Origin of the sequence: Paenibacillus litoralis (assembly GCF_046244365.1) — a bacterium.
In the GTDB taxonomy this organism is placed as follows: domain Bacteria; phylum Bacillota; class Bacilli; order Paenibacillales; family NBRC-103111; genus Paenibacillus_V.
In genome coordinates this window covers 6,375,036-6,400,356 of record NZ_CP176395.1, presented here as the reverse complement: position 1 = coordinate 6,400,356, position 25,321 = coordinate 6,375,036, and the positions used below count along the sequence as shown (strand labels likewise).

At 55.3% G+C, this 25,321-nt stretch carries 15 protein-coding genes; 14 read left to right on the top strand and 1 reads right to left on the bottom strand.

Annotated features, from left to right (window positions below; all coding sequences use genetic code 11):
- Positions 1-166: 166 nt before the first annotated feature.
- The 10 genes from ACKGJP_RS27065 (at position 167) to ACKGJP_RS27020 (ending at position 17,610) form a co-directional block, all read left to right on the top strand.
- Positions 167-4,111: a stalk domain-containing protein gene (locus ACKGJP_RS27065; RefSeq protein WP_409341892.1), complete on the top strand. Its 3,945-nt coding sequence runs from the start codon at positions 167-169 to the stop codon at positions 4,109-4,111.
- Positions 4,112-4,209: 98 nt separating this feature from the next.
- Positions 4,210-7,011 (top strand): adenylate/guanylate cyclase domain-containing protein, encoded by a 2,802-nt coding sequence (locus ACKGJP_RS27060; RefSeq protein WP_409341891.1) that lies wholly within the window; start codon positions 4,210-4,212, stop codon positions 7,009-7,011.
- Between the two features lie 23 nt (positions 7,012-7,034).
- Positions 7,035-7,532, top strand: coding sequence for a GNAT family N-acetyltransferase (locus ACKGJP_RS27055; protein ID WP_409341890.1), 498 nt, complete (start codon positions 7,035-7,037; stop codon positions 7,530-7,532).
- A gap of 137 nt (positions 7,533-7,669) precedes the next feature.
- Entirely contained in the window at positions 7,670-10,879 is a 3,210-nt protein-coding gene (locus tag ACKGJP_RS27050) for a HEAT repeat domain-containing protein (protein ID WP_409341889.1), read from the top strand.
- Positions 10,880-10,913: 34 nt separating this feature from the next.
- On the top strand, positions 10,914-11,360 hold the full coding sequence (locus ACKGJP_RS27045) for an ATP-binding protein (protein ID WP_409341888.1): 447 nt from the start codon (positions 10,914-10,916) through the stop codon (positions 11,358-11,360).
- A complete protein-coding gene (locus ACKGJP_RS27040; RefSeq protein WP_409341887.1) occupies positions 11,357-11,695 on the top strand; it encodes an STAS domain-containing protein in 339 nt (112 codons plus the stop codon). The genes ACKGJP_RS27045 and ACKGJP_RS27040 overlap by 4 nt, the downstream gene beginning before the upstream one ends.
- Before the next feature lie 22 nt (positions 11,696-11,717).
- Positions 11,718-13,190 (top strand): PP2C family protein-serine/threonine phosphatase, encoded by a 1,473-nt coding sequence (locus tag ACKGJP_RS27035; protein WP_409341886.1) that lies wholly within the window; start codon positions 11,718-11,720, stop codon positions 13,188-13,190.
- A gap of 347 nt (positions 13,191-13,537) precedes the next feature.
- Entirely contained in the window at positions 13,538-15,826 is a 2,289-nt protein-coding gene (locus tag ACKGJP_RS27030; RefSeq protein ID WP_409341885.1) for an AraC family transcriptional regulator, read from the top strand.
- A 201-nt stretch (positions 15,827-16,027) separates the two neighbouring features.
- The gene (locus ACKGJP_RS27025) at positions 16,028-17,197 is read left to right on the top strand and encodes a LamG-like jellyroll fold domain-containing protein (protein WP_409341884.1); all 1,170 of its coding nucleotides are present in this window, start codon (positions 16,028-16,030) and stop codon (positions 17,195-17,197) included.
- Positions 17,198-17,364: 167 nt separating this feature from the next.
- Positions 17,365-17,610, top strand: a complete 246-nt coding sequence (locus tag ACKGJP_RS27020; RefSeq protein WP_409341883.1) for a hypothetical protein — start codon at positions 17,365-17,367, stop codon at positions 17,608-17,610.
- A 684-nt stretch (positions 17,611-18,294) separates the two neighbouring features.
- Here the strand turns inward: ACKGJP_RS27020 and ACKGJP_RS27015 are convergent.
- Positions 18,295-19,374, bottom strand: a complete 1,080-nt coding sequence (locus ACKGJP_RS27015) for a bifunctional 3-deoxy-7-phosphoheptulonate synthase/chorismate mutase (protein WP_409341882.1) — start codon at positions 19,372-19,374, stop codon at positions 18,295-18,297.
- An 876-nt stretch (positions 19,375-20,250) separates the two neighbouring features.
- Between ACKGJP_RS27015 and ACKGJP_RS27010 the strand changes: the two genes are divergently transcribed.
- The 4 genes from ACKGJP_RS27010 (at position 20,251) to ACKGJP_RS26995 (ending at position 25,240) form a co-directional block, all read left to right on the top strand.
- Complete coding sequence (locus ACKGJP_RS27010; protein ID WP_409341881.1) at positions 20,251-21,117, top strand: carbohydrate ABC transporter permease; 867 nt, start codon at positions 20,251-20,253, stop codon at positions 21,115-21,117.
- A gap of 105 nt (positions 21,118-21,222) precedes the next feature.
- The gene (locus tag ACKGJP_RS27005) at positions 21,223-22,776 is read left to right on the top strand and encodes an extracellular solute-binding protein (RefSeq protein WP_409341880.1); all 1,554 of its coding nucleotides are present in this window, start codon (positions 21,223-21,225) and stop codon (positions 22,774-22,776) included.
- Positions 22,777-22,866: 90 nt separating this feature from the next.
- Entirely contained in the window at positions 22,867-23,751 is an 885-nt protein-coding gene (locus ACKGJP_RS27000; RefSeq protein ID WP_409341879.1) for an ABC transporter permease, read from the top strand.
- Positions 23,752-23,782: 31 nt separating this feature from the next.
- Positions 23,783-25,240, top strand: a complete 1,458-nt coding sequence (locus ACKGJP_RS26995) for an arylsulfatase (protein WP_409341878.1) — start codon at positions 23,783-23,785, stop codon at positions 25,238-25,240.
- Positions 25,241-25,321: the final 81 nt, after the last annotated feature.

Sequence of the window (25,321 nt, the reverse complement as noted above, 5' to 3'; positions counted from 1 at the left end):
GAAAGAGTTTCCATTAGTTTCAAATTAATAGATGCGTCTGGATGGTAAATATAGTAGTATGAAAGTAACAAGGTTCGGGCGGCTGTCATGATGCTTTCGCGCTATGGCGTACGCTTTCCTCCGGCGCGAAAAATGCCGAAGGACCGACCGTTCTGGGGTGATTCGGTTGTTCAAGACTCGACTTGTCAAATGGTGTCTGGCGGTGTCGGTGACGTTTGCATTTGCGGCGCCGCAAACGGCTGCGGCAGCGCCATTCGACAATGGCGAAAAGCGGCTCACGCTTGCCGAAGCGATGCAGGAGGGGCTGAAAGCGAGCCCGGCTCTTAAGGAAGCAAGAACGGAGCTGACGAAAAAAAGAACGGAGTACCAACAGGCTCAGCAGGCGATCAAAAATCAGGAAGCGAAGGACCGGAGTCTCTTTGCCAAGCCGCATAGTTTAAGCAAGGATCTGGAAATTGAGCTAAAGGTTCCGGAAGCCAAAAAACAGCTGATCGAAGCGGAGCAGTCGCTCCTCGCGAAGCAAAAAAAAGTGAAATATGAAGTGGAAACGCTGTTTCTCTCTGCGGTTCAAGCTTCGCTGGGAGAACAAGGCGCAAGCGCAAAGCTGGCTGAAGCGGAGCGTCTGGCTAAGGAAGCGCGGACGAAGCTAAAGGTTTCGGCCTCGGCAAAGCAAGAGTCGGACGAAGCGGAGCAGAAGCTGGAAAAGTCGCGTTCCGACATGAAGGTGGCCAGCCTGGCGGCCAAAGGCGCGAGACTGGCGCTCGGAGATAAAATCGGCAAGGATCTCGATAAGCCGGTTTCGTTCGATTTTCAGCCTTATTATACGAATTTGAACCAAGACAGGCTATGGAGCTTCATTGCGGCTGCGGAGAAGTCCAGCTTGGAGCTTTTTAAAGCGGTGGAGAACCGAAAGCTGGCCGACTCGCGGGTAGCGACGACGCGCAAGCTGTACATAAGCAAGTTCGGCAGCGGTCCGACGCGGGCCGTCGAAAGCATGGTCAAGATTCAGGACCTCGACAACGATGCGTTCATGGCGGTCTACGAAGACATGCTGACACAGATCAAGAAGAAGTGGGAAGGGTTCTTCTGGCTGCTGTTTATTCCGATTCCCAAATCGCTGTTTCAGGGCGAATTCGACGGGCTTCGGTATTTCGACGACCAGAAGTACTCCCTTCCGGTATCGATGCTCGAGCGGAATAAAGCGGTCATACAAGAAAAAGAAGCGCGTAAGGCGGTCACGGAAGCTGTCAAGCAATCGTATTTGGGCGGAAAGTCGGCGGAGGAGACCTATGTTCAGGCGCTGAAGGACAGGGACAAAGCGAAGGAGGAGCTGGCTTTAGCGGAACGCAAGCACAAGCTCGGACTGCTTCAGCAGGAGGAGCTGGGCAAGGCGAAGGAAGCTCTCGAGCAGGCGTCGAGCGGCGTGTTGTCAAGCCAGTTCGGCTACTTGTCCGCCGTATCGAAGCTGAATCTCGATACGGGCAGCGCGCTTGAGAGCGGCTATAGTCCCGGCGAGCTGCCCTATCATGAAGTAGATGACGGCTTGAAGGCAATCGGCGGAGCGCCGAAGCAGGCAAAAGGTCTGACCGGCACCTGGTCGATGAAACAGACCGTGCCTTCGATGATCGGGGAGTTCTCGCTGAAGCTGGACAAAGCGGCGGATAAGGAGCTTAAGGCGGACCGATACGCGGTGTTTACGCCGGGAGGGCTGCAAATCGGTCAAACCGTCAAGTTGAAGGAGCGGCTGCGTCATTTGAGCTTCGTGTTCGGCAGCGCGGATACGCTGGTCGTCAAGCTGTACAAGGGAGACGCAGTCGTTGCGGAAGGAAAGCCCGAAGGATACGGCGCATCAGGCGCGTTGAAGATAGCGCCCGCCCAGGACGGAGCGAAGAAGGACTTGCCGGATAAATCGGGTACGGTATCGTCCTCCGGAAAGCTTGACGTTCCAGTCGGATCTCTGATCGTCGGTTCATACATCATTCATCGCGACGCGTTGACGCCGTCTAATTTCAAAGCGGCCCAGAAGACGATCGACACGTCGGGACAAGGCATTCTGTACAAATCGGAATACGCCGGCGGAGCTTGGATGAATATCGAGAATGCGACCGAAGCTTCGGCGATCGTCAACCCGCAAGGACAGCCGGCAGTTGCGGAGGATAAGGTTGCGGAAATGAAATTTTTGCTTCGTATTTTGAAGCCGGGAGAAGTGACCGCGGCGATGCCGGCTGCCGAGCTTCGCAAAGCGAGGGAAGCGCTTGCGAAGGATCGCAAAAAAAATAAAGAAGAATACGATCTTGCGGAGGAAGACGGCAAGGTGCAGGAGCTTAGCAAGCTTTCGGCCGAAGGTACGGAGCTGGCAGCCCAGGACAAGCTGCTGGAGGCGCTGCTCGAGGGCAACTCGCGGGTGGCGGAGGCGCAGCTGGCGCTGATCGGCAGCTCGGATGCGGCCGCGGAAGCGCTGGAAGCCGAAGCTAACGGCGAAGCGGCTGGCGGCGCGGAAGGCAGCGGCGGAGCAGCCGGAGCTGGCGGCGCGGGAGGCAGCGGCGGAGCGGCCGAAGCTGGCGGCGCAGGAGGCAATGGCGGAGCGGCCGGAGCTGGCGGCGCGGGAGGCAATGGCGGAGCAGCCGGAGCTGGCGGCGCAGGAGGCAATGGCGGAGCAGCCGGAGCTGGCGGCGCGGGAGGCACTGGCGGAGCAGCCGGAGCTGGCGGCGCAGGAGGCAGCGGCGGAGCAGCCGGAGCTGGCGGCGCGGGAGGCACTGGCGGAGCAGCCGGAGCTGGCGGCGCAGGAGGCAGCGGCGGAGCAGCCGGAGCTGGCGGCGCAGGAGGCAGCGGCGGAGCAGCCGGAGCTGGCGGCGCGGGAGGCACAGGCGGAGCAGCCGGGGCAGGCGGCGCAGGAGGCAGCGGCGGAGCAGCCGGAGCTGGCGGCGCAGGAGGAAGCGGCGGAGCAGGAGGCAGCGGCGGAGCAGCCGGAGCTGGCGGCGCAGGAGACAGCGGCGGAGCAGCCGGAGCTGGCGGCGCGGGAGGCACAGGCGGAGCAGCCGGGGCAGGCGGCGCAGGAGGCAGCGGCGGAGCAGCCGGAGCTGGCGGCGCGGGAGGCACTGGCGGAGCAGCCGGAGCTGGCGGCGCAGGAGGCAACGGCGGAGCAGCCGGAGCTGGCGGCGCAGGAGGCAGCGGCGGAGCAGCCGGAGCAGGCGGCGCGGGAGGCACAGGCGGAGCAGCCGGAGTTGGCGGTCCTGGCGCAGAGCCGACGCTGCAGGAGCTTTCGGCAGCTGTCGATACGCTGGAAGCGCGTCTCGCCGCATTGCTGTCCGAGGGTGCGGGAGCCCAGGCGATCGATGGCGTGCTGGAGAAGCTGATCGACGCAAAGGTGAAGCTTTCGGCGGCCGAAAACGGCTATGCCGAAACGGTTGCCGGGCTCGAAGAAGCGAAGGTGAAGCTGAAAGCGGCCATTGAGGAAGCGCAGCAGCAGGGCGATGCGGAACGGGCAGGGCTGCTTGCCGGTACTACGGCGGCGCTGGAGGAACAGATTCAGCTCACGAAGAAAGAAGAGCTCGCCGCCGCTAAGGAAATAGCAGAAGAACAGGCGGAAGCGCTGCAGGAAGCCGGTGTCGAGAGCCCGTTGCTTGCCGGACGGCTGGCGCTGGCGGCGGAACAGCTGCAAGTGCTGGAGAAGCGGAAATACACGGACGAAGAGCTGCAGAAGCTGGCGGAATACGCCGGGCAGATCCGCGAGGCTTCTTCCGGCGAGGTAGTGCCGCTGGCTGTCGAAACTATCGTCTCGAGCGATCTCGATTTTAAATTCGATGTGCCGCCCGTAAACATTTACGGCAATACCTATATCCAAATCAGGCCTCTGTCAGAGGCTTTCGGAGCCTCCGTAGTCTGGGATCAGGAGCTGTCTACCGTTACCATCAGCAAGGACGATACGGTTATCGTTTGCCAAGTCGGCAGCAGTGAAGCCTATGTTGACGGAGAGCCGGTGCAGCTTGGCGTCGCCGCCGTTCTCGTTCTCGGCAGGGCGATGATACCGCTTCGTTTCGTAGCGGAGGCTTTAGGGCTGACGGTTGCTTGGAACGAATCGGCGGGGACGATCGAAGTGAGTATGCATTAAGCGAATAAACGGCGTTATTTGGACGGCGGACTGTCTTAAATTGCGAAAGCACCGGGGAACGACAGCCGCTTATTGACGGTCAGGGAGAGGCGAAACGAATGAAAAGGGTTGCAGTTTGGCTCTTGCTGTTGGCCATCACGGCAGGAGCTTGCGGTTGGTACGCATATCTGCACAGAAATATGCTGGTGGAGCAAACGGCGGAGCAGAAGCTGGCGGTCGAAATGCCGACAAGCCGTTCCATTTCTTTGCAGAACATGTCCGCTGCGCTTATGAGCGGAGATCAAAGCATGTACGTCATCGCGGGATCGAAAAAAACCATTTACAAGTTGGACGAGACAGGGATCATCCAGTTCCAGATTGCCGAAACGCCGGATACGGCGGGCGAACTGAACAATTTTAACGAATTGGCTGTCGATTCCAAGGGTTATTTGTATACGGTCAATACGGTGCTTGATTCGTACGGGCTTCGCGTCAAATCGGAGCAAATCGTACGCTTCACGCCGAATGGCGCATTCGACAGGGTTATCCACCGCTTGGACTATTACGATCAAAACAATAAAAAGCGCTTGCGAGTCGGCAATTTCAAATCGCTTCAAGTTCAAGGCGACGTTCTCTATTACTATGTCAATGCGGATTCGGACGTCACGCAGTACCGGTTCGGCGCAGGCGATGCCGAGAAGCAGACGACGTTCAGCTTTAAGCTGCCGAATAACAAGTATTTGGAGGAAGTACAGGGGATTTCCCCCGGCAGCCTGTATTTTTCCACGCGCAGCGGCGACATTTACGCGCTTGCCGCGGGCGGCGCGTCAACGGCCGTGTACCCGCTTTCGGGTATAGACCGGACGAACCGGAATTACCCCGAAAGCCTGAAAGCGGACGGAAACGGCAATCTTTATTATTTGGACTATTATGCGAACGGAATCAGCCGGTTTAACCCGAAAAATCCGTATGTGCTGGAGACGCTGTATTCGGCGGAGGAGCAGAGGGCGATCGGCAACGAGATCCGTTTTTTCGACATGCGGAGCATCATGGTTAACGGGGACGGCACCCTTACCGTGACGGCGATCGACCGGATCATGCAGCTCGGCTCCGACGGGAAAGTCATGCGGACGGCGGACAGTGCGCTTTATTCCGGCAGCTACCGGGCTACGCGGTGGCTCACATGGGGAGCCGCGCTACTTTCGCTGTTTGCTTTTGCCGTTGCCGTGCTGATCTTTTACCTACATGTTATGAAAAGGCGCGTCTCGCTTATGCTCAAGCAAATTATCGTGTTCGTGCCGATCATCGTCATTTCGATGTCCGTGCTGTCTTATTTCATCTATACCAACTTCAGCAAGAAGCTGGAAGAGGAATCGCTCCGGGAGCTGGCGATGCTTGCCCATAACGGACGCAATCTGATCGACGGCGACAAGCTGGAGAAAATGACTTCTCCGCTTGATTACATGAACGACGATTACAAGCAGTTCCGCCGCAGTATGGATTTCGTATTCGAAGGTAAAAGCGATTTTACGAGCGACGATTTCTATAAGGCGCTTTACCGGGTAGAAAACGGCGTTATCTACCGGTTGATCGAGGACGACGACAGCGCCTATATGTACCAACCGTTCGAGAGCACGCCGGCAAATTCGCAGGTGATCAAGGAGGGCAAGGTCGTTACCGATCAATGGGTGGACGATACCGGCTCCTGGATGTACGCGCTCAGTCCGCTATACAACGCCAAAGGCGAAGTGGTGGGCCTTTATGAAATAAGCAAAAATCTCGAGGGTATCGTGCAGCACCGCAAGCAGCTGCTGCGCGGCATCGTGCAGAATCTGACGATTATTACGGGCGTTCTTATCCTCTTGTTCATGGTTATGACGTATTTTCAGCTCGCTTCGATCCGTAAGCTGCGCCGAAGCGTCACGGAAATTGCCAGCGGCAACTGGGATGCGACCGTATCGATCCGTACGAGGGACGAAGTTCAGGATCTCGGCGAGAAGTTCAATATGATGGCCCAGCATATCCGCGATTATATCGCGCAAATTACGAGATTTAGCGAGGCGTATTACCGGTTCGTGCCGCAGCAGTTTTTGCAGTATTTGGACAAACGAAGCATTCTCGATGTGCGGCTGGGCGACCAGGTAGAGCAGGATATGAGCATTCTGGTAACGAATATCCGTTCGTTCTACCGGATGTCCAAAAGGCTTACGCCGGAAGAGAACTTTAATTTCATCAACTCGTATTTGAAACGGTTCGGTCCTTATGTTCACCACAACGGCGGGCTGGTCAACAAATATTTGGGAGCCGGCATCATGGCATTGTTCCCGAATGCGTCGGGCTCGGACGACGCGCTGCGGTCCGCGATCGAGATGCGCAGGGAGCTTGAGATCTATAACATGCACCGGGCGAACTCGGGGTACTTGCCGGTCGATATCGGAATCGCGATCCATAAAGGTCCGCTTCGTCTCGGCATTATCGGAGAAGAGAAGCGGATGGAAAACAACGTGATTTCCGACGACGTCAATATGGCGAACGAGCTGGAGAAGCTGACCGACGCGCTCGGCGTTGCCGTACTGGCTACGGAGCATGTGATGAATACGCTAATAGAACGCGACCGCTTTCATTACCGCTGTCTCGGATTGATCCGCGTCGACGGGAAAGATTCGCCGCTCGTTCTGTACGATGTGTTCGAGGGGGAGCCGGAAACGATCCGTGCATTAAAGGAACGGACGAAGACGTTGTTCGAGCGAGGCATCGAGCTGTACCAGGTCGGCCGCTTTTACGACGCCCGCGAAGCCTTCGTGCAGGTCATTAAGATTAACAGGCAGGATCAGGCGGCCAAGCTTTATTTTTACATGTGCGATGAGTACTACCAGAACGGCACGACGTCGGATTGGAACGGCACATTGTCCGTTTCCTAATTGCGGGAGGGGGAGGAAAGGCGATGCAGACCTTGCAGTATACGATTCGATTAATGGCTTCGGAGGAAGAGGCCTCATCCATTCGCGATTTTTTCCTGTCGCGGGATTCTTTCGACGACCAGCACTACACGCCAGGGGAAATCGAGCATTTCCAATATAACCCGTTCCAAAGCTTGAAGCAGCCGAATTACAATTTCTGGTATGCCACGAACGAAGACGGGGAGCTAATCGGGGCGTGCAGCGCGTTCGAGAACGAACAGAAAACAAGCGGGTACAATCTTGATTACATTGCGGTCCATAAGGATTACCGCAAGCATGGTATTGCCAGCAAGCTCTTTGATGAAATGATCGATTACGTTCGTGCGAACGGGGGGCGCTATGTGCTCGCCTACACTTGCGATTTGCCGGAATATCATTCCGTTCAGCGTCTATTTATTAAGAGGGGCTTTGTCGGGGTCGGTCACGTTCCGGACTATTATTACGAAGGCGAAGGCCGGCTTACATTTTTGAAGAAGATGTAGCCGGATCTCATACAACACCAAGTGGAACCGCTGCGCAACGGGGTTGCCCTTGGAATCTTCCGCCCGCGGAAAACAGAGCCCGATTCTGCTTCCGCCGGAAACCGGGAGGTTGAGCTGCGGAGGGGTTGAAAACGAACATGTGGAAATGGCTTGGCGTACGGGCCGACGATATGCGAAAGCTGTGGTTGATGCTCCCGGTATTTTTCTTCGGCGGCGTAGCCGAGCTGCTTAATTATACCGGCTTCATGGCGCTTTTTAATCAGCGCTTCGGCGTTCAAAACTTGCCCCTTATCTACATGGCGGAAGCGTTAATTTTGCCGTTCGAAGGCTGGATTTTGGCGTCGATGGCCAATCGGATGTCAAAGCCGCGGTTTATGCGCACCTTATACGTTGTCATGACTGGCGCTGTGCTGCTTAACGCGGGCGTGCTGCTCTTTTTCAAGCTAAGCGGCACGGAATTGCTGTGGTATTACCCGATTTTGTTCTTGTCCTCCAACTTTGTCGTCAGGCAGATGACGCTTCTGCTGTGGAGTACGGCATTCGACCTGTGCCCGACTCAGCAGGCCAAACGGCTGATGCCGTTGTTCGTGGCGGGAGCGACTGTCGGAGGCATCGCCGCCGGCTTTCTCGCGCAAGGAATCGGACCTGCCTTCGGCACCGAATACGTTTACTTGCTTTCCCCGATCATGATGCTTGTCGGCTACCGCAATTTTCGCGTTGCCATCAAGCGATATCTGGTACCGCTTATGCTGCGGGATACGGGGGCGGGGCAGCGAGGAAAGGCCGGGCCCGCGGCTTCCGCACAGGTTGCGGCAACGCTCGAGGGCGACGCCAATTTCGGCATCGGCGGCAAACATGCGGCCGGGCAGCTTTCCGCAACCGAACGGGCGAAGTCCGAGAAGGAGAAAGGCAGACCATCGAACGAAGTGCAAGCGGCTGCGGCCGGAGGCGGAACGGCGGAGGAAGCTCCCGCTTCTTCGATGTATTACTTGCGAGCGATGCTCAAATCGCCGTTCTTGCTTTGTGCGGTAGGGCTGATGACCTTGATGCCGGCGCTTTATTTTATGATCGAGTACCAATACTTTTATTCGGCGGAACAACGGTTTCCGGTCGAAGCGGATTTAACTTCGTTCTACGGAATGATGGTAACGCTGCTCTTCACCGTATCGCTGCTACTGCAGACCGTGTCCGGTCGGTTGATGAACTGGCTCGGCGCAAGCAATCTGCTTCTGGCGGTTTCGGTCGTGTTCTTGGGCGGATTCGTGCTAAGCGCGATATTTATCGATACGGGACTTGCGTTGTTCGCAGTATCGCTCGGCTACGGATTTTTCTATGTGCTGCTTTATTATTTCGCGGAGCCGTGCTATCAGCTGTTTTTCAAAATGCTGCCGATCTCGCAGCGCGACGGTTTTCGCTTTGTCGCTCAGGGCATCGCCGCATCCGGCGGCATTTTGCTCGGGGCGCTGCTTTCCTTCCTCCATTCGTCGCGCTGGCTGCCGCTGGAGGTACAGTCGCTTCTTGGCGTAGGGCTGGCAATATTGTTGCTGGGACTCGCTTGGTATGGGCGTATGCTCTATGTCAACGAGCTGGTGCGAAGCGTCCAATCCTTGCAAACGCAAATTTCCGAATTGGCCGCTTCCTTTCTCGGGGGCATCAAACATGCGAAAGCGCTGGCCGGCGTAGTCGGCTTCCTGAAACACCCGAGCGAGCACGTCCGCGAGGTCGCTCTCGAAATTGTCGGCCATGCCAAGGATTCGGCGCTGTTGCCGCAGCTGGTCGAAGTCGTTAGCGACGCGAGTCCGCGGATCCGCGTAGCCGCGCTGAAAGCCATGAGCTTGAAGGGAGCGGGAATCGAAGCGCTGGCGAAGGTGGCTTCCTTCCTGGAGGACGAGGACGAGGAAGTGCGCAGCGAAGGCGTTCGTCTGCTTGCCAGAGCCGATCATATGCGCAGCCAGGCCCATTTCTTCGTGCGCATGAAATTGCTTGACAAGCATCCGCGCGTGATTGCCGAAGCGGTGAAGTCGCTCTATGCGCTGCGCAGCGAAGAGAGCTACTCCGCCTGCGGCGAGGCGCTGGACAAGCTGCTTGCGGCCGGAGGCGCAGGCGCGGTAGAAGCCTGCCGCGCGATCGGCGAGCTGCGGCTGTCGTCGTACACGCAGGCCGTTTCAGCTTTGTTGGACGACGAGCGGCCGGCGGTGAAGGTTGCCGCGGTACGCTGCCTCGGTTTGCTGCGGCTTGCCGATGCGGTGCCGCGCATGCTGGCTATGTTTCCGGCCGCGGATCAAGAGCTTCGCCGGGCGCTGATCGAAGCGATGACGACGATCGGCGACGCCGGAGCCGCGCATTTGTATAAAGGGCTTCGGGACGAACATCCGCTTGTTTGGAAAGCGTCGGTTTCCGCTCTGTGCGGTATTTTGCCGAGCGGGAAAGTACGCGATGTGCTCGTAGAGACATGTGCCGCGCGAATCGCCGGTGCCCAAGACGGACAACGGCTGTCCGCCGAGCTTGAGCGGTTGAACGAGCCGGAGCTGGCTGTCCTCGCGGAGCAACGTTACCGGGAAATACGGCTTGACCTCAGCGATACGGTTTGGTTGGTGCTCGAGAAGCTGGCCGACGAGCAGGTTGTCGCCTCGGTACGCCAGTCGATTGAAGACCAGGACGAGGAGACGCGCGAGAACGGGCTTGAAATATTGGCGGAAGGCATCGGCGACCGCCGATTGTCGCAGGCTTTGCTCGAGCTGTTCAAGGGAGCCAAGGAGACGGCTCGCGTACCGAACGAAGACGGGAAGTCGATATTGATTGCGGCGTCAGGCTGGTCGGATCATTGGCTGAAGGAAATCGCGGCTCACGCGCTGGCCGGAATGGAGCGGGGAACGATGCAGGAAGAACGCAAATATTTAAGCATGCTGGATAAAGTAATCTTTTTGAAGCAGGTGACGTTGTTTTCCCATCTGTCTGTCGACGAGCTGGGACTGATCGCAGGCATCGCCCAAGAGGAAACGTACCCGGACCAAACGGTCCTGCTCCAGCAGGGCGAACCGAATCCCACGATGTACATTATCGTCGAAGGGACGGTGGAACTTAGCGCAGCGTCTTCGGCAAACGGCTGGGAAGGAACGATCGGCGTGCTCGGCCAGAAGGAAGCGTTCGGGGATACGACGGCGCTTGACCGTTCTCCGTCGGCTGTGACGGCTCAGGCGATTTTTGACGAGGTTCGCGTACTTGCCCTCAAGGGAGAGGGGTTATCCCGGCTTGTCCGGCTCTATCCGGAGATCGGAATCGGGCTTCTGCACGCATCGGGAGCACGGGTTCGTTTGCTGGAGAGCATGCTGATGAAGATGGGGTAGTCTCGTTTGGCGGTTAACGAAACGGATGGCGGTGATGACGTTGACGAATGCTTACACGATTGAGATCAAGAATCGGCTTTCGGAATTAACGCATGTGACAGACCGGCTTATGACGATTTGCGAAGAACAGAACATGAATGCCGGAACGTCATTCCATTTGCAGCTCGCGTGCGACGAGCTGATTACGAACACGATTTCTTACGGTTATGAAGACGAAGATGAACGGACGATACGTATTTCGGTGACGTTTTCGGGCGAGGAAGTGGCTTTGGTCATCGAGGACGACGGCCGTCCATTCGATCCTTTCGGCAGCCGCGGCACCCCGGATCTTACATTGGACGTGGAGGAACGGGAAATCGGCGGACTCGGTATTCATTTGGTTACGCGGATCATGGAACAAGTGGCTTATGAGCGGGCTGGGCGTTACAATATAACCAGACTGACTACGAAACGAAACAAGAATTCGGAGGGAACCCCATGAGAGTGGAAGAGCGTGCGATCGGAGATGCGATCGTCATGACCTTACAAGGAAGGCTGGACCCGAATACGTCCGGCACGCTTGAGAAGGCATTCGGGAAATTCGTGGAGCAAGGAAAGAAGAGCTTCGTCTTCGCGATGTCGGAGCTCGAGTACGTAAGCAGCGCAGGCTTGCGCAGCTTGCTTCTGGCGGCGAAGAAGATGAAGGCGATCGGCGGGAAGCTGGCGCTATGCCAATTGACGGAGCAGGTGCAGGAAGTGTTCGATATGTCGGGCTTCAGCTCGATTTTTGCCATATACGGCTCGGAAGAAGAAGCGCTGCAGGCGGTTGCGGTGTAATAAAGGTTACGAGGTGATTCGGATGCTTGCTGCGGTATGGCTGCTTGGCTGCGCGGTTGCCGCCTCTGCTTGGCTGTGGGCTGCTGAACGGAAAAAAAGACGTACGGCGGAGCATGATCTGGAGCGGACCCGGATGTTGTTCGAGGTCAGCCTTGAAATCAATTCGACGATCCACAAGCAAGATCTTTTGCAAACGATTATGAAAGCGACGGCGGATGTCGTAAACGCCGAAGCCTCCTCCATCATCCTTGTGGACATGCATACCGGCGAGCTTTATTTTGAATTGGCGTTAGGCAGCAAAGGGGAAGAAGTGCGCGAAATTCGGCTCGCCATGGGCGAAGGCATTGCCGGCTGGGTGGCGCAAACCGGCGAATCCGTCAGGATAGACGATGCGGCACGCGACCCCCGCTGGTCCAGCAAGGTGGCGAAAAAGGTTGAATACGAGACGCGGAACATGCTTTGCGTTCCCGTCATGAATCGCGGCGAGGTAGTCGGCGTGATCCAGGTTCTGAATAAACGCGGGAAAAAGCCGTTCGACGACCGCGACGAGCAGCTGCTGAAATCGATTGCGGCTCCTACCGCAATCGCGCTCGAGAACGCGGCCTTGTATGAGGCGCTAGAGAAGTCGCTTCAGGCGTTGAGAGATACGACGACGGTAAAGGAAAAAATGGAAAGCGAGCTTCGGATCGCAAGAGACATTCAAATGAGCTTCCTGCCGAAAGCGGCGACGGAAACGTTCAGCGCCATCCCGTATGAGCTTTACCACGGGGCTGCCGAGGAGGTTGCCGCTGCTGCGGAAGGGGATACTGCCCGTCCGGCCATGCATAAAGCCGAAGTAGGAGCGCTGCTCCGTCCGGCTCGCGAGGTTGGCGGCGATTTTTACAACTATTATCCGATCGACGGCAGACATTTGTTCATCATATTGGGTGACGTTTCGGATAAAGGCATTCCTGCGGCGCTCTTTATGGCGGTAACGTTGACGCTGCTCAAAGCGCGGATGATGCCGGGACGTTTTCCCGGCGAGGTGCTTAGCGAAGTGAACGAGGAGCTGTGCCGGGACGAGTCGGCGATGTTCGCTACGATATGGTGCGGCTTGCTGGATATGGAAACCGGCGACTTGACGTACAGCGACGGAGGGCATTGCACGGCGTATGTCGTAAGCGAGAATGGGGCGGTAGCGCCGCTGAAAAGCCGTAAAGGACTGCCGCTCGGGGCGATGGAGGAAGCGCCGTATTACGATCAGCGCGTCACGCTGACTCCCGGCGACAGCGTGGTCTTGTATACGGACGGCATAACGGAAGCGGAGGATGCCGAACGGCGCCAGTTCGGAACCGCGCGTTTGTCCGAATTGCTGCCGAGCGTGGCCTTGCTTTCGGCGGAAGAGGGTGCGCACGAGCTTCTCGCCAGCGTAGACCGATTTGCGGACGGGGCGCCGCAATCCGACGATATCGCGGTGCTTGTCGTCAATTGGGGACGCGAGAATAGCGCCGCTTAGACATTCTGTTCTTTCATTATAGCCATTTCCCCCGCGCAAAAATCTGCATGTTCAGATGCGTTTGGCGGGGGATTTGGATTGCAAGTATGAAGGGCAGCACGGTATACTAGAATGTAACAATCACGGTATTGTGATATGAAAGCGCATACAAAAAAGGCGATTCGCCATGCCGAAGTTGCGGCTCAAGAGGCTGCTGCCTCGGTAATCGGAACAGTCGGATTTATTGCATTCATCGGTTTCGCCGGATTCATCGGATCCATTAGAATCGTCGCATTCATTCGATTCATCAGATTCGCCGGAATGCAGGATTCATTAGAACCATCGAACGAGAAAGGAAGGGGCACAGGTTGCGGAAATATGTCACGATGACGGTATTTAACAAAATACTGCTCTCCTATCTGCTCACGATCTTTATCCCGACGGTGCTGATCGGCTCGTTTTATTTTTACGCGTATTCCGGCGAGTTGAAGGACGAATACAAAAAGACGGCTTCGATCGACAACCATCATTTATCTGCGCAAATCTCGACGATGCTGAGCAGCTTCGACGGGATATCGCTGCAACTGTCGTTCATGTCCAACTTAAACGAGTTGTTATCCAATCCGTTCCAGTCTAGCATTTACGATTTCAACGTACTGAAATCGAATTTGATTAATCAAACGTCGCCAAGCCGGATGATCCACTCGGTTTATGTCTACTTCAAGCTGACGGATAAAGTACTGACGACGAACGAAGGCTTTTATCTGCGTGAGGAGTTTTACGACAAAGCGTATATCGACGGTGCCGTCGGCGGCGACGAGGCTGCGGCCGGCTATGAAGTTCGCAGCGTGCGCAGTGCGACGGACGTGCGGTCGGAGGAAGTCATTTCGTTTAAGCGCAAGCTTCCGCTTACGGGTAAATTCGAGCTCGGTCAGCTGATCGTCAACGTGAGCAAGGACAGCTTTTTTGGAACGCTGCAAAAGACGGTTTCCGCTAAGACGCCCCATTACTATATCGTTGACAGGGACAACGGGAATGTGCTGTTCTCTAGCCGCGACGGCGCGCTGGCCAAGCTGCTGACCGATGACGTTCAGGCCAACGGCATACCGAAAACGGAAAAACAATCGATCCGGAAGCTAGGCGACGAGCAGTACTTTACGAACGTTTTGGAAGCACCGGTAAGCTCCTGGATGATCGTCCAGTTGACGCCGTACTCCCTTTATAAGCACCAGTTGACGGATAAGTTTTATGCAATTGGCCAAATCTCGATTCTGGTGATCGCTCTGGGGCTTGTGCTATCGTACACGTTTGCTTTTATGTTCTACAGTCCTTGGAAAAAAATATTGAAAAGCTACGCGTCCAACTTTACGCATGCTTTCCATCCGAGCACCGATGACGAGTATACGCTCGTACGAAAAGGAATCGATCATCTCATCGACGAAAACAGGCAGGTCCGCTCGACGATGGAGCAACACGAGCCGCTTATTCGCCACCGTCTTATTTATGATTTGCTTCACAACAACGGAACCGATGCGACGACGACGCTGGGGCAGCTCCAACAAGTCGGTATTCATGTCGAGCTGCCCTATTATACGGTTTGTATCGTCGATACCGACATGCGCGAGTATGCAAGCTCCGAGGATTACAACAAAATCAAGCTGTACGTATTCGGCTTAATCGAGACAACGTTCCGCGATGCATTCCTCGCTTACGGGACGATGCTGGACGAGGGACGCTTTGCCTACGTGCTCAACTTCGGCATCGAGCCGGACGAACGGCTCTGGAAGCAGACGATTACCGAATCCTGCCGCGCAGTCAGCGATTCCGTACATATGCAGTTCCAGCTCGATCTCCAATTTTCGTTCGGCAAAGCGTGCCGTTCGCTCCATGATCTGCACGAATCGTTCGCCCAAGCGCGGCGCGGTACGAACTTCAAAGCGCTGTACAACAAATCCGATGTCGTCTTCATGCACGATACGCCGTCGGACAGGGGCTTCGAATACCCGTTTGCGATTCAGAAGCTGCTAATCGGCAGCGTAAAGGCGATGGATGCCAAAAAGATGAATGATGCCGTCGCCGCGCTATTTCGCCATTACATTTACAGCGACAAATATTCGTACGAACGTACGCAGGAAATGATCGTCATGCTGCTCAGCACCGTTATGAACGAGCTGCTGCAGGACGGTTACGATACCGATGCGCTCCGGACGATCCAGATCATGAAGATTCATGATTGCCGCAACAACAAAGAGCTGGAGCAATTCATCCTCACGTCGCTTGGCGCAATGATGAACCGGCTGGACCCGCAGCAGGACAAACGGAATAATAACATGTATATCGATAAATCGATCGCCTACATGGAAAGCCATTACCGCAGCCCGATCTCGATCAGCGATATCGCAGACCATGTCGGCCTCAGCAGCAGCTATTTGAGCCGCATTTTCAAGGCGGAGACCGGTCATTCTCCGCTCGATTACTTGACGAAGCACCGAATCGCATGCAGCAAGGAGCTGCTCAAGGACAACCGCAAATACTCGCTGCAAGAAATAAGCGGCATGATCGGCTACGCCGACGTGCACAGCTTTATCCGCTTTTTCAAAAAATACGAGGCGGTCACGCCCGGCGAATTCCGCAAAATGCAGCTGGAGCAAAAATAACCGAAATTCTTCAAAGGTGGCTCTAAAGAGCGGCCTTTTTACATCCTTGAGAACTTGGCACGCAAAGTTGGAGGGAAGGGAACGGAAGTATGAACGGCGGCCGCCTGTATTTCTCTATATAAACCATATATTTACAAACGAACAAATGTTCCGTATAATGGAAAGTGAAACTCATGGATGCATAAAAGAGGAGGATTTGCATTGACGTTGAAGCTTAATGACGGCTTACTAGCGGAATATTTGTTTCAGGGCAGCGCGAGTGATTCTAGCGGCAACGATCGGCACGGGACGGTGTTCGGCGCCGAGCTTGCGGAGGATCGTTTTGGAAACCCGGACAGCGCTTACAAGTTTGACGGCGCAACCAGCTACATCGTAGTCTCTCCGGCGCCGCCCGTTCACCCGGAACGGTTTTCGGTTTCCTTATGGGTACAGTATAGTCCCGACGCGAGGCTGGGATGGTGGAATAACTGCATCATTGCCCAGGATGGTCATCATGAGCGGAGATCCTTTCAGCTTAGTACATATAACGATACGTTTACCTGGCACCGGTTCATGACCGCGACGGACATCATCGACCGGGAACCGCTTCAGAGGGGGAAGTGGTACCATCTCGTGGCGGTAGTCGACGGCGAGTCACATAGGCTGTATCGGAACGGCAAATTGACTGGCTCGCAGCAGGACCGACTTTCCCTGCACCCGGAGGAGCCGTTATTTATCGGCCGCAAATCGACGGATGAGCCTTATTTTTTCTTCAAGGGCATCATTGACGATATTCGCATGTACGAGCGCGCTCTAACGGCAGACGATGTCGCGGAGCTTTACACGGAGAACGGCTGGGTTGTGCAGGAAGAGGCTGCGGAGATCGCGGAAGCGGCTTTCGTACCGAACGAGCCGATCGCTCTCAAGAACCGCAACGAACCGCTTCGGCTGGAGGTGGAGAACGCGTCGATCACCGGATCGACGTTTACGAACGCTATCGGAGAGAATGTCCGAATGAAGAATGTCGCCATGCTCGGGCTTTCCGTGGAGTGCTCCAATTTGAACGGGACCCGATTGCAAAATATTTCTTTTACGAACGCTAAAATTAGCGATGCCAATCTCAGCGACCTCGAAATCGACGGCGCTCAGCTCGGTGGCGCTTATATCCATAATATCGGGGTGCCCCCGGTCGGACACCCGGCCTATGAAGAGGGCGTTACGCAGCGTCCGCTTCGTTTCGAGCATTGCCAGCTTGGCGGCAGCGTCATTACCGACTGCGACTTGAGCGGGGTAACGATCGGCAACTGCAAGCTGGACGGCATGACGATCGACGGCATTCCGGTCGTAACGTTGCTCGAAGCTTACCGGCGGTCTGCACAGCAATCGGAATAGTCGCCACCGTGCTAGCTGAGATAGACGCCTGATGAGGCGTTGAATGGGTAGCGGCCTGCGTAGCTTAACTGGGATGAGCATTCGGGAAATAATGGAACCATGGAAGTAGTCTTAACGTTTAGGATAAGCGTTATGGAATGTAATGAAGCCATGGAAGCAATCTCAGGTTGAAGGATTATGAAGATAGTGGACGAGTAAGAGTAAGTTTCAAAGATAAAACACCATTAGGTAAAAAAAAGGCTGATCCCAAAGCGGATTTTTTGGCTTTGGATCAGCCTTTTCTCATTATCGAGCTGAAGGAAGAATATAGTGAAGACAAGTTCACAATTAGTGAATCTAACTTCACTAAATACCCATCTGAAGAGCTCTCAAAGCAGTTTAGTGAAGAAAAGTTCACTAATAATGAACTTTAGAGCCAAATAGTCTCGTTTGATTCACTATTGGAGCAAAAGGGGGTCAAAGGCAGAAATATAGTGAACTTTGCTTCACTATTAGTGAAGCAAAGTTCACTATCCGCGCCATTCAGCAACGTCGCACTACGCAGAAACGTCGCACTCCCCAGAAAAGTCGCGCTACGATAGAAACGTCGCACTCCCCAGTAACATCGTACTTCGAGAAATGTCGCATTCCCCAGCAACGTCGCACTCCCCAGCAACATCGCACAACGCCAGCAACGTCGCACTACGTCAGAAATGTCGCACTCCCCAGAAACGTCGCACTACGATAGAAAAGTCGCATTCCCAGCAACATCGCACTACACCAGAAATGTCGCACTCCCCAGCAACGTCGCACTCCCCAGAAACGTCGCACTCCCCAGCAACGTCGCACTACGCCAGAAACGTGCACTCCCCAGAAACGTGGCACGAAATGTCGCACTCCCCAGCAACATCGCACAACGCCAGAAATGTCGCACTCCCCAGCAACGTCGCACTTCGTCAGAATTGTCGCATTCCCCAGCAACTTCGCACTACGCCACCAACGTCGCACTCCCCAGCAACGTCGCACTACACCAGTAACATCGCACTTCTCCAAGCAACATCCCGCACTTCCGCTCCAGCAACGTCCAACTCACCATCTTGAACGGATTCCTTCGCCCCTCAAGCCTCGCGGAACAATCCAGAAGCCTTCAGCTGCGTGTAAAAAGCATCGAACTGCTCAAGCGTTAGCTGCTGATCCGCGTCGGAAAGCGCGGTAGCCGGATCGGGATGGGCTTCGATCATGATGCCGTCGGCGCCGGCGGCGAGAGCGGCTTTGGCGCAAGGAAGCACGATGTCCTTTCGGCCTGTCGAATGGCTCACGTCGACGAGCACAGGCAGATGCGACTCCTGCTTCAGGATCGGCACCGCCGAAATGTCGAGCGTGTTGCGCGTCCATTTCTCGTAGGTGCGGATCCCCCGCTCGATCAGCATCACTTGGCCGTTGCCGCGGGAGACGATATATTCCGCCGCCAGCAAAAATTCGTCCATCGTCGCTGCGATGCCGCGCTTCAGTAAGACAGGAATCGTAGCTTCGCCGGCCGCCTTTAGCAGTTCGAAATTTTGCATATTGCGGGCGCCGATCTGGATGACATCGATATACTGTTGCGCAACTTCGATGTGCGCCGGATTGACGATTTCGCTGATCGTGACGAGTCCGAATTCGTCCGCGACCTCCTTCAAAATTTTTAGGCCCTCGATGCCGAGTCCCTGAAAATCGTAAGGAGATGTACGGGGCTTGAAGGCGCCGCCGCGCATGACTTTCACCCCAGCGGCTTTCAAGGCTGCTGCAACCGCGCGCGTTTGCTCATAGCTTTCCACCGAGCAGGGCCCCGCCACCATCAGATGCGCACCTCCGCCAACCGCCACTCCTTTGGCCGTTACGATGGTGTCATCCGACTGCTTCTTGCGGCTAACGAGCAGATGCTTCTTCTTATCGCTTTGCTGCAGGTCGAGCGATGCCTTGAACAATTGCTTGAACAGATGACGAATCGTCGCTTCATCGAACGGGCCTTCATTCAAGGCGGCCAGCTTATCCAGCATCTCGCGTTCGCGGACCGGATCGAATTTGGGCAGCCCTTGCATGTCTTTAGCCTTAGCGATTTCCTGGGAAATGTACCCCCGTTTGCCGATCAACGCCAGCAGCTTCTCATTAATCTCGTCGATTTGAGCGCGAAGCTCTTCCAATTCCTTGTTCCCCATCGTTGTTCCACTCCTTTTTCGTATAAGTGATTATTAATGCAAAAAGGCCCCCATCCGCAAGGGACGGGGAACCGTGGTACCACCCTTATTAGAAACGCGTTCCTGTGTTTGATACCGGCTGATCGTTCAAGACAAAGTCTTGTTACGAATCCGGAAGGACGCAGGCGACCGCGCGCATTCGGCGCAATCGGACATCGTTTCTCGCTTAAGCACGGTAACGGCGTGCGGCCGGATCACTCTACTGGTCTCCGAAGCCAAAAGCCGGAGAACCGTTCAAGCATCGACTCGGGAGCGAACTTCGGCCGTTGTTTCCTTTCGGGCGCTCTCAGTCTCCGGCGCACCGTCCCTGTCAAGGACATCTCGGCGTACTTTTCTCTTTCATCGTCGTGGGCATGTATGAAGCAAGCAAGGCTTGCGTGAATGGAATAAAGCAATTTCGCCCCAATGCGGCGTCGCTTGGCCAAGCAATACAATTACGCTGCAGGGTTAAATTGTAATGAATTATAGAGCATCGCGAAGCAATTTACAATAACTTACATTAACGCAAAATCGCTGTTATGCAGTATTGCTTTGTTGCCTTAAAGGAATGCATGCCATCATTCATGTGCAAAAAGCATCCGCAATGTTAAATTTCTGTCTTAAAGCTTGTCCGTATGCTGTTTTTTCACACGAAAGCAAATAGTCCACCTTGCTGAACGGCCGCGTTCCGAACCATAATGAGAGCGTATTCATCAATCGCTCATTCCGGGAGCGGAGCCGATCCGATCCTAGAAAAACGCAGGTAGCTGCACGGTTTACGCGAAACGACTGCGGCGGGCTGGACGGCTCGGCGAGCGTATCGATTGACCAAAGTAAAAGACAAAAGGAGGGTGAACGATGTATGGCAAGCTGACGCTGGGAAGCAGATTGTTTCAATGGACGAATGGCGCGCTTCTGCTTGCCTTCACCATGCTGACGCTGTATCCGATGTGGCACGAAATGTCGCTATCGTTCAGTTCGATGGAGGAGGCGATGCGCGGAGGCTTCTTCTGGTGGCCGAGGGAGTTTACGGCAGGCGCTTACAAGGCGGTGCTCAGCTCCAATTACATTTGGACGGCTTACGGCAACACGATATTCATCACGCTAATCGGAACGGTCATCAGCACGCTCGTCACGGCGTCAACCGCCTATCCGCTTATTAAGAACGAGATGCCGGGCAAAAATGCGGTTACGTTCCTGATTCTATTCACGATGCTGTTTGGCGGCGGACTGATACCGACCTATTTGCTCGTCAAAGGTTTAGGGCTGATCAACTCGTTGTGGGCGCTCATTTTGCCGGGAGCCGTTTCGGCGTTCAACGTATTCGTCATGCGCAGCTTTTTCGTCAGTCTGCCGGCGGAGCTGGAGGAGTCGGCCATGATCGACGGGGCGAATCCGATCTACATTTTTTATCGCATTATCCTGCCGCTATCGATGCCGGTGCTGTCGACAATCGCGCTTTGGGAAGCGGTGGCGAGGTGGAACAACTTTTTCGCTGCCGTCATCTACTTGAACGACAAAACGAAATACACGCTGCCGGTTATGCTGCGCGACGTCATCAGCGGCCAAGAGCTGGCTAGACTGACGGGCGAGGTCACCACCTCTTCTACCGATTCGGTCATTGCCGCAACGGTTATCGTCTCGGCGATTCCGATTCTATGCGTATATCCCTTCCTGCAAAAATATTTCGTCAAAGGCGTCATGATCGGTGCCGTTAAGTCTTAACGGAACGCTCCATTTTCTCGTATTGGATTTATCCGTTCGGAAGCCGCCAGTCAGAAATCCATGGTACACTTCCGATAGGACAACACATATAAAGGGGATGAAACGATGAAAGCTTCGTATGTTGTCAAAACGGTGCTGGTTTCCACGGTAGCCGCAGGTCTCGTAGCCTGTTCGTCCAAAACGGAAGACGGAGGCGCAAGCTCGCCAAACGAAAACAAAGACAGCGGCGGCAAGACGATTACATACAACATTATGCGCAACAACGGAATAGCCGAATATCCGGCGGATGGCGGCAAGGGAAAGCAAGAGATTTTGAAGGGGCTCGACAAGGCGGGGATTAAAGGAATCGATTTCAACGTGACGATGCCCGCAACCGGTCAGGAATACCTCACCAAGCTGAACTTGCTGGCGACCTCCGGCGAGCTTCCGGACTATTTCAATCTCGATATCCCGACGATGACGAGGATGGCGGACGAAGGGCTACTGCTGCCGCTCGACGATATGATCAAAAACATGCCGAACGCAAGCAAGCTCTATAAGGCTTCCGACATCGAGGCGCTCCGCTATAAGGGCAAGCTGTACGCTTTCCCGGTCGGCTATCGCCCGGAGCCGTTCAACGGTCCGAATACGAACGGCTTCATCGTCCGCAAGGACTGGCTGGACAATCTCGGCTTGAAGCAGCCTGCGACGATCGACGAGCTGCATGAGGTGCTGAAGGCGTTTACGACCAAAGATCCCGACAAGAACGGGAAGAACGATACGTTCGGTCTTGGCGGCTCCAAAATGTCGAATACGTCGACGAGCTTTGCCGGCATTTTCGGCGCCTTTGGCATTTACCCGAATTTCTGGGCCGAGAAGGACGGCGTGCTGAAAATGGGCATGACGCTGCCGGAGACGAAGGAAGTGCTGAAGCTGCTGAATGCGTGGTACAAGGAGGGCATAATCGACCCCGAGTTTTTGTTGATGGAGAAGAAGCAGCTGGAGGAGAAAATCATCAACTCCAAAATCGGCGTTTTCGAAGGCTCCGCGTTCGACGTCGATCCGAAGCAGCCGCTTATCAATTCCGTCAAAAAAGTGACGCCTGCAGCCGCCTTCTCTCTGCTCACGCCCCCTAAAGGGCCGGCAGGCAAAAACGGATGGCCGGAAGCCGGTCCCGCCTACGGCGACATTAAATCGATTTCGGCCAAGGCCAAAAATCCGGAGCTGCTCGCGAAATTGATCGACTGGTCGACGAACGACGGCCCGAACGGCGGTTTCAACCTTGTTACCTACGGGATCGAAGGGGAGCACTACACGTACGATAAGGACAAAAACCGGATCAAGCAGCTCGTCGCTTCCTATTCCGATTTGTATAAGCAGGGCTTTTCGAACCCCGTCAGGATGAACCAGGTCGTCGACCGCCGCTGGATGAGCGACGAAGGACTCGCTGCGATGGAAATCACGAACAAATTCGTGCTGGTGAACCCGTTCTGGAAGACGGTTTCCGCGCAAATCGAATACCCGGACATCAACAAGCTATGGCTCGAATACTTCTCCAAAATCGTGCTCGGCGATCTGCCTGTCGACAAGTTCGACGAATTCGTTACGAAATACTATCAACAGGGCGGCAAGAAGATCGAAGAGCAGGTCAACGAAGAATGGAAAAAGGCGAAAAAGTAATGTCACGGAAACCGGGGCTCCCCGCTAAGTACTCGGAATACGCTACACGGCAAAACGTTGCTTTGCGGGGATTGGAGAGGAGTGACGATCATGACGCTCAGACAGTTTCACCGTTATAAGTATTACTATGTCCTGCTGATACCCGGACTCGTCTATTTCATCCTGTTTCACTATATCCCGATGGGCGGCATCATTGTCGCCTTCAAGGATTTCAAGCTGGCTAAAGGCATTTTTGCGAGCGATTGGGCGGGGCTCAAATGGTTTCAGCTGCTGTTCGAAGCGGACGATTTCTGGACGGCTCTGAAAAATACGATATACATCAGCTTTTATAAGCTTATTTTCGGCTTTCCGTTCCCGATTCTGCTCGCGATTATGCTGAACGAGCTGCTGGGCAGCGCCTTCAAGCGAGTGATCCAAACGATCATTTATTTCCCGCACTTTCTGTCTTGGGTCGTGCTCGGCGGCATCATGTTCACCTTGTTTTCGACCAAATCGGGCATCTTGTCGTTCATCGGCTTCGACTCGTCTCCGCTCATGGAGCCTTCCAGCTTCCGCGCGCTGCTTGTCGGATCGGAAATTTGGAAAGAAGCGGGCTGGGGGACGATCATCTATTTGGCCGCGATCGCCGGCATCAACCCCGAGCTCTATGAAGCCGCCAAAATCGACGGGGCGACCCGGTTTCAGGCGATCCGGTACATCACGCTTCCTTCCATAGCCGGGACGATCGTCATTCTCCTCATCCTGCGGACGGGTCAAATCTTGAACGCAGGCTTCGATCAGGTGTTTATTTTATACAATCCGATGGTGTACAATGTAGCGGACATACTAGATACGTACGTTTACCGAATCGGCCTATCGATGGGACGGTACTCGCTGGCTGCTGCGGCAGGGTTGTTCAAATCGGCCGTCGGCCTGCTGATGCTGCTGTTCACGAACTGGCTTGTCCGCCGCTTGGGCGGTCAAGGACTTTGGTAAAGTCGCGCACGGAGGGAGAGAAAGAATCGCAGTGAAACCGAATCTTCTATTCATTACGGTAGACCAAATGCGATACGATTGCTTGAGTCTGCTCGGTCATCCCGTTATCGAAACGCCGAATCTCGACAGGCTGGCAAGTTCGGGCGTTCTGTTCCGAAACGCTTACTCGGCGACGCCGACTTGCATTCCGGCAAGGGCGGCCATATTTACCGGCATGAGCCAGCGTTCGCACGGCCGGGTCGGTTATCAGGATAAAGTGCCTTGGAACTATGCCCATACGTTGCCCGGAGAGCTAGCTAAAGCCGGCTATCATACGCAGTGCGTGGGCAAAATGCACGTGTATCCGGCCCGAAACCTGTGCGGCTTCCATAACGTCGTGCTGCATGACGGCTACCTGCATCATAACCGGAGCAAAAACGACAACACGGTCGACGGGCATTTCGACCAGGTCGACGATTATTTGGTTTGGCTGCGGCAGACGGCGGGCGCGGAGCTCGACATCATGGACAACGGGCTCGATTGCAACGCCTCGACGGTAACGCGTCCGTGGCATTTGCCGGAGGCGCTGCATCCGACGAACTGGTGCGTAACGCAATCGATCGATTTCCTGCGCCGGCGCGATCCGAGCAAGCCTTTCTTCCTGTGGTCGTCCTTCGTTCGGCCGCACTCGCCGCTGGACCCGCCGCAAGCCTATTTCGATATGTACAAGGATTTGGAGCTGCCGGATCCGCCGATCGGCGATTGGGTGGACGAGGAAGCGGCCGAAGAGGGCGCCTTCAATCCGACGACCATTTACGGCAAAATCCCGAAGCGCCGTCTGAATCGTGCCCGCGCCGCCTATTATGCGCTGATCACGCATCTGGACGAACAGATCGGCCGTCTGCTCAACGCGCTGAACGAGTACGGCGTGCTGCGCAATACGATCATCGTGTTTACGTCCGATCACGGCGAATTGATCGGCGATCATCATTATTTCCGTAAAGCGCTGCCGTACGAAGGAAGCGCCAAAATACCGTTCATCGTGAACGATCCGACGGGAAGGTTCGGTTTCAAAGCGGGCAGCAAGGTCGATCAGGTAGTCGAGCTGCGCGATATTATGCCGACGCTGCTTGACGCGGCGGGAGCGGAAATACCGGCTTCCGTCGACGGCCAAAGCCTGCTGCCGCTTTGCGCGGGGCAGGAGACGCCTTGGCGCGCATACATTCACGGCGAGCATAGCTTCGGCAAGCTGTCGAATCATTTCGCGACGGACGGCAGCGAGAAATACGTCTGGTTCTCGCAGACCGGCGAGGAGCAGCTGTTCGATTTGACGGCCGATCCGCAGGAGCGAACGAATCGTGCGGCCGATCCGGCTTACGCATCCAAGCTGGCCGGCTGGCGCGAAAAAGTCATCCATGAGCTAGAGGGCCGCGAGGAAGGCTACGTCCAGGGCGGGAAGCTCGTCGCGGGCCGGCAGCCGAAATCGTGCCTGAGCCATATTTTGACGTAAAATGAACGCCAATAAATACCAAAATGATGAGTATCAAGCTACGTCTTGATGCTCATCTTTTGTTGAGTTAGCGGTCATGGA